The following is a 6,179-nucleotide window of genomic DNA, read 5'->3' as shown; positions in this document are numbered from 1 at the left end:
ACATCTTCGCAGCCGCCGCGGGCGGACCCGCGGCGGCGGCCGTGCCGCTCGTCGGTGTCGGGCTGGCGGGAGCAGCGGTGGTGGGAGGAGCCACCATGGTGCGGCGCGGGCGGGGTTCGCCCGGTAGCCTGCCGACGCGATCGGCGAAACGGCCCGGGAGGCACACAGGTGACGACAACGGCGACGGTCCGTCGGCCCGGCGGGACGGTCGCCGCGGGCGACCGCTGCAGCGCTTGGCGACCCGCCGGCGACGGTGTCCGGCCGGAGCACCTCCTGCCGTTCGCACCGACCAGCCCGGTGATCCGACGTGACTGCGGGCTGTGGGGCTACGAACGTGCGCTGTGGCGCCGGGGGCTCGCGCCCGTGGCCGGGGTCGACGAGGCCGGCCGTGGCGCCTGCGCGGGTCCGCTCGTGGTGGCTGCCGTCATCCTCCCCGCGAGCAGATCGCGCCGCCTCGACGATCTCACGGACTCCAAGCGGATGTCGGCGCAGCTGCGTGAACGGGTGTTCGACGAGATACTGTCCGTCGCCCAGGCATGGGCGACCGTCGTGATCCAGCCGTTCGAGATCGACGCGTGGGGTGTGCACGTGGCAAACATCGCCGGGATGCGTCGCGCTGTGGCACGGCTTACCCAGCGGCCGGGGTACGTCCTCACCGACGGGTTCGCGGTGCCGGGGCTGGGGGCCGAATCCACGGCCGTGCTCAAGGGCGACCAGGTCGTGGCCTGTGTGGCGGCTGCGTCGGTGGTGGCCAAGGTGACCCGAGACCGGATCATGAAAGATCTCCATCGCCGGCATCCCGAGTACGATTTCGCCCAGCACAAGGGGTATGTAACGGCCGGGCACGCCGCGGCGCTGGCCGCGTACGGGCCGTGCGAACAGCATCGGATGTCGTATGTCAATGTGGCACAAGCTCAACGCGAACGACTGTCGCGGCTGGAGGACGCCGTGACACGAACCGGGCTACGCAGCGCGACGGAGAGCGCATGAGCGCCGAAGACCTCGAGAAGTACGAGACCGAGATGGAGCTCCAGCTTTACCGTGAGTACCGGGACGTCGTCGGTCTCTTCTCCTATGTGATCGAGACGGAGCGTCGCTTCTATCTCGCGAACGACTACCAGATCGAGGTCCGCAACAGCGCCGGTGAGATCTTCTTCGAACTCACCCTGCGCGATGCCTGGGTCTGGGACATGTTCCGGCCGGCGAGGTTCGTGAAGAACGTCCGGGTGGTCACGTTCAAGGACATCAACGTCGAGGAACTGACCAAGGCCGAGCTCTAGCCTTTCCAGGCTGGTTCCGGCCTTTTCAGGTTGCCTCTGGTTACCGTCCGTTACCTGTGGATGGATTCGCGATATTAGTCCGTTTTATCCACAGATCGTCCCATGCTCTCGCCCTGCCTCGGCCCGCCGGTCACCCTGATCTCCACGGGCGCGTCCGTCGCCCGTGGACGGGAGCGGACGATGCGAGTCAAGGACGCGCTCGGGCGGTTCGGGGAGGACACCGCTGCCCGGCATCTGTCGCAGTGCGGGATGGAGATTCTCGACCGTAACTGGCGATGTGCGGCCGGCGAGATCGACATTGTCGCCCGGGACGGTTCGTATCTGGTGTTCTGCGAGGTCAAGACCCGTTCCGGGGACCGCTACGGCACACCGGCACAGGCCGTGGTGCCGGCCAAGGCCGCACGCATCCGCCGGCTGGCGCTCGCGTGGCTGCGCGACCATGAACATGCGTCGACGGCGCTTCGCTTCGACGTCGTCGAGGTCTACCGCACCCGCAACAGCCCGCTGCGGGTGGAACATCTGCGGGGGGCGTTCTGATGTCGCTGGCGCGGGCGCTCAGTGTCGCGGTCGTGGGGGTCCGCGGGCACCTCATCGAGGTCGAGGCGGATCTCGCGAACGGGCTACCGGCCATCACCCTCGTCGGTCTGCCGGACGCGTCGCTGCACGAGGCCAGGGACCGCATCCGGGCCGCGATCGTCAACTCGGGTCAGAACTGGCCGAGCCAGCGGATCACGGTCGGCCTTTTCCCGGCGACCCTGCCGAAGTCCGGCAGCGGGTTCGACGTGGCGATGGCCGCCGCGATCCTCGGGGCTGCGGCCACCGTCCCCCCGGAGGCGCTACGCGGTCGGGTGCTTCTCGGGGAACTGGCGCTGGACGGCCGGCTGCGGCCGGTCCGTGGGGTGCTGCCGGCGACGATCGCGGCGCTCGACGCCGGCATCGAACGCGTCGTCGTACCCGAGGCGAACGGCGCGGAGGCCGCGCTCGTACCGGGAGCCGTCGTCGAACCGGTGAGGGATCTGGACTGTCTGATCCGGCTACTGCGCGGGGAGTACGAGCCGGCCCCGCCCGTGGCGGCCGATACCGACGCGGCGCAGTCCAGCGCCGCGGGAGCCGGCGATCTCGTCGACGTGGCGGGCCAGCCGCGCGGCCGGCTCGCTGTCGAGGTGGCGGCCGCCGGCGGCCACCATCTGTTCATGCAGGGGCCGCCGGGCAGCGGCAAGACCATGCTGGCCGAGCGGTTGCCGGGCCTGCTGCCCGCGCTCGACACCGAGGCCGCTCTGGAGGTGACCGCGGTGCACTCCGTGGCCGGGCTACTGCCCGAGGACTGCCCGCTGGTGGTCCGTCCGCCGTACCGCAACCCGCACCACTCGGCTACGCCGGCGGCGCTGGTCGGGGCCGGTTCGACCGTGCTACGCCCAGGCCTGGCCAGCCAGGCGCACCGGGGCGTGCTGTTTCTCGACGAGGCACCCGAATTCGCCCGCATCACCCTCGACGTGCTACGCCAGCCGCTGGAAAGCGGGGTGATCGAACTGGCGCGGGCCCGGGTGAGCGCGCGGTTTCCCGCCCGTTTCCTGCTGGTGCTCGCGGCGAACCCGTGTCCGTGCGCCCGGGCCAACGGTGCCGCGGTCAAGGCATGCGACTGCCCGAGCCTGGTGCGCCGGCGCTATCTCTCCCGATTGTCGGGTCCGCTGCTCGACCGGGTGGACCTGCAGGTCGAGCTTGCCGCGCCCAGCCGGGCCGAGCTGCGCGCGGACGCCAAATACGCCGACACCTCGGCGGTTGCGGCGCAACGGGTCAAAGCGGCGCGGGAGGCGACGGCCCGCCGGCTGGCCGGGACGCCATGGCGTACCAACGCGGAGATCCCCGGTTCCGCCTTGCGGCGGATGTGGGCGCTGCCGGCGAAGGTGACCCGTTCGGCCGATCTCGCCTTCGAGTCCGGGCAGCTCACCGCGCGTGGTCTGGACCGCGTCCTGAGGGTGGCCTGGACCCTTGCGGACCTGGCTGACCTGCCGGCCCCGGGGCCGGCACAGATCGGGATGGCCCTGGACCTGCGCCTACCCGGGAGGTGGCAGTGATCGGTGACAGCGAGCGGTTGGCCAGGGCTGCTCTGTCACGCGCGATCGGCTCGGACCGGCCGGCGATCGGTGTCGAGGTGGCCCGCCGCGGAGCCGTCGCGGTCTGGGCGGGGCTGCGAGACCGCCATCCTGCGGTCGACCCCGAACGGGACCTGCGCCTGCTGGCGGGCCTCGGCGGGCGGTTCATCTGCCCGGGTGACCCCGAGTGGCCGTCCTCGCTGGACGTCTTCGGCCGGCTACCCGACGGCCCTGACACCGAACCGGGAGAACCACTCGGGCTGTGGGCTCGCGGAAACGGGGACCTGAGCCAGCTGTGTGAACGGGCGGTGGCTGTGGTGGGATCCCGTGCGGCGACCGCCTACGGGACGACCGTCGCGGCCGACCTTGCCTCCGGACTTGCCGACCGGGGCTGGACGGTCGTCTCCGGCGCGGCGTTCGGTATTGACGCGGCGGCCCACCACGGGGCGCTGGCGGCATCCGGTCCCACGATTGCGGTCCTGGCCGGAGGAGTCGACGTCGCATATCCCCGCGCCCATGCCGACCTGCTGGCGCGGATTCGTGACAACGGGTTGGTCATCAGCGAGTCGGCGCCGGGAAGCCCGCCGTACCGGGGGCGCTTTCTGACCCGGAACAGGATCATCGCCGCACTGACCCGGGGCACGGTTCTCGTCGAAGCGGGCCACCGCAGCGGCGCACTGAACACCGTCCGTCACGCCCGCCGCCTCGGGCGTGTGGTGATGGTTGTGCCGGGGCCGGTCACGAGTGTCACCAGCGTCGGATGCCACCGTCTGCTACGGACCCACCGCGAACAGACCGTCCTGGTCACCGATGCCGCCGAGGTCTGCGAGGAGATCGGCGGCATCGGTGAGCTCGCCGAATACCCGCCGGCGGACACCGGCTCCCGCGACGGCCTGCCCGAGCTGGTTCGCCGCATGCTGGACGTGATGCCGGCACGCAGGTCGGTGGGAGCGGCGATGCTGGCACAGCGACTCGGGGAACGGCCTGAAACGGTGCAGGCGCTGATGGGTCCGCTGGTCGTCGAGGGTCTGGTGGAGCTCCGCAACGACGGATACCGCCTGACGGCACTGGGCCGGGCACCGTCCGCGGCCGGTACATCGGGGCGTTGCGAACCAGCCGGCCGTTGTTGACACGGAGGTGAGCGCAGGGCACTGTGCGTCGGATGGGCGGTGCGGTCGCTGACTCCCAGGATCCTGTCTCCGGGAACGTCACGGCTTCCCGGGATGCGGCGGCTTCCTGGGACGTCGCGGTCTGCGCATACCTTCGCCATCTGGCGACTGAGCGGAACCGGTCCCCGGAAACCGTTCGTGCCTACCAGGCCGATCTCGCTCATCTGCGCAAGTACGCCCATGGCGTGGGGCTCGACGAACTGACCGGTCTCGACCTCGGAGTGCTGCGCGGTTGGCTTGCCGGGATGCGTGCCAACGGCGCTGCCAGCGCCACACTGGCCAGGCGGGCCTCGGTGGCGCGCAGCTTCAGCGCGTTCGCGGCTCGGCGAGGATGGCTGGCCACCGATGTCGCGGAGCGGCTGGCGAGTCCCCGGCGAGCAGCGACGCTACCGGATGTGCTGACCGCCACCCAGGCGTGGGATCTGTTGGCGACGGGCCTCCGATCGGTTTCGGGCAGTGACCCACCCGGACCCGCTCAGACCGCGGTTGTCGTCCGCGACGACGCCGTACTCGAGCTGCTGTACGCCACCGCCACCCGCGTCAGCGAACTGTGCGGTCTCGACCTCGACGACGTCGATGACGAGCGACGGTTGGTGAGAGTCCGTGGCAAGGGTGGGCGCGAGCGTGCCGTCCCCTTTGGCGTGCCCGCCCAGCGGGCACTGCGGACCTGGCTTGAGATCGGCCGCCCCGTACTTGCCGGAGCCGGCAGTGGACGGGCGCTGTTCCTGGGGGTGCGTGGCCGCCGGCTCGATCCCAGGGCGGTCCGGCGCATTCTTGACGCCCGTATTGCCGCGGTCGACGGGACCGGGTCGATGAGCCCGCACGGCATCCGCCACTCCGTAGCCACACATCTGCTGGAAGGCGGCGCGGATCTCCGGTCGGTGCAGGAGTTCCTCGGCCATGCCAGTCCCGCCACAACACAGATCTACACTCACGTCACACCGGAACGACTGCGTGCCGCGTTCGAGCAGGGGCACCCACGGGCCTGACGACCGACGAACAGCGGCGGGCATGTCACCCGATGGGCAACAACCTCGGTGGCCGGCGCCGGAGCAGGCCGAGCGGATCGAGGTAGCGAGCCCCTTCGCGCAGGCCCCAGTGCAGGCAGGCATCCGCGGGGCAGCCGGGATGCCCGGCCACGAGCCGGCCGATTGTTTCGCCCGCAGCCACCGTCTGGCCGGTGGTGACGGCTGGATCCACCGGCTCGTAGGTCGTCCGCAGCGACCCGTGGCTGATGGTTGTTACGCCTCGCCCGGCAATCATGCCGGCGAACGAGACGATTCCCCGACCGGCGGCACGCACCTGTGCCCCCGGGGCGGCCACGAGGTCGATGCCGCGGTGGCCGGGACCGTACGGTGACGACGGCGGACTGAAGCCACGGCCGAGGGTGAGCGGTCCGTCCAGCGGTGCATGCCAGGCAGGTCCGGCTGATCCCAGGGCGGCACCGGTCGGCGACAGCGGGTTCACGCTGACGGTGCCGGCAAGCGGTACCGGCCGCGCGGGCGCCGACTGTGCGGCGGGCGACTGTGCGGGTGCTGGCTGCGCGGGCGCCGACGGTGGAGGGGTCGGCTGCGCAGGTGTCGGCCGGATGGGGGACGTGGCCGCCCGGGTGCCGTAGCTGACCACCGGATGCGGCC

The 6,179-nt window shown here is 71.2% G+C and carries 7 protein-coding genes; 6 read left to right on the top strand and 1 reads right to left on the bottom strand.

The genetic code is table 11. The features are described from left to right. Positions 1-273 precede the first annotated feature (273 nt). The 6 genes from DD1DGNOD_RS21410 (at position 274) to DD1DGNOD_RS21385 (ending at position 5,531) form a co-directional block, all read left to right on the top strand. Entirely contained in the window at positions 274-990 is a 717-nt protein-coding gene (locus DD1DGNOD_RS21410) for a ribonuclease HII (protein WP_131768366.1), read from the top strand. Next, positions 987-1,280: a DUF2469 domain-containing protein gene (locus DD1DGNOD_RS21405; RefSeq protein ID WP_131768314.1), complete on the top strand. Its 294-nt coding sequence runs from the start codon at positions 987-989 to the stop codon at positions 1,278-1,280. The genes DD1DGNOD_RS21410 and DD1DGNOD_RS21405 overlap by 4 nt, the downstream gene beginning before the upstream one ends. A 180-nt stretch (positions 1,281-1,460) precedes the next feature. Then, positions 1,461-1,817, top strand: coding sequence for a YraN family protein (locus DD1DGNOD_RS21400; RefSeq protein ID WP_131768365.1), 357 nt, complete (start codon positions 1,461-1,463; stop codon positions 1,815-1,817). Then, the gene (locus DD1DGNOD_RS21395) at positions 1,817-3,355 is read left to right on the top strand and encodes a YifB family Mg chelatase-like AAA ATPase (protein ID WP_131770914.1); all 1,539 of its coding nucleotides are present in this window, start codon (positions 1,817-1,819) and stop codon (positions 3,353-3,355) included. The genes DD1DGNOD_RS21400 and DD1DGNOD_RS21395 overlap by 1 nt, the downstream gene beginning before the upstream one ends. After that, positions 3,346-4,503 carry a DNA-processing protein DprA gene (gene dprA / locus DD1DGNOD_RS21390; protein ID WP_165035205.1) on the top strand — a complete coding sequence of 386 codons (1,158 nt, stop codon included), beginning with the start codon at positions 3,346-3,348 and terminating at the stop codon, positions 4,501-4,503. The genes DD1DGNOD_RS21395 and dprA overlap by 10 nt, the downstream gene beginning before the upstream one ends. Before the next feature lie 32 nt (positions 4,504-4,535). Beyond that, positions 4,536-5,531 carry a tyrosine recombinase XerC gene (locus DD1DGNOD_RS21385; protein WP_131768312.1) on the top strand — a complete coding sequence of 332 codons (996 nt, stop codon included), beginning with the start codon at positions 4,536-4,538 and terminating at the stop codon, positions 5,529-5,531. Positions 5,532-5,556: 25 nt separating this feature from the next. Here DD1DGNOD_RS21385 and DD1DGNOD_RS21380 read toward each other — a convergent pair. Then, positions 5,557-6,179, bottom strand: a 623-nt coding sequence (locus DD1DGNOD_RS21380; protein WP_206443350.1) for a murein hydrolase activator EnvC family protein, incomplete at its 5' end; no start/stop codon positions are given.

Origin of the sequence: Candidatus Protofrankia californiensis (genome assembly GCF_900634765.1) — a bacterium.
Taxonomy (GTDB): Bacteria; Actinomycetota; Actinomycetes; order Frankiales; family Frankiaceae; genus Protofrankia; species Protofrankia californiensis.
The sequence above is the reverse complement of the archived record's forward strand: the minus strand, read 5'-3'. Positions and strand labels throughout refer to the sequence as shown.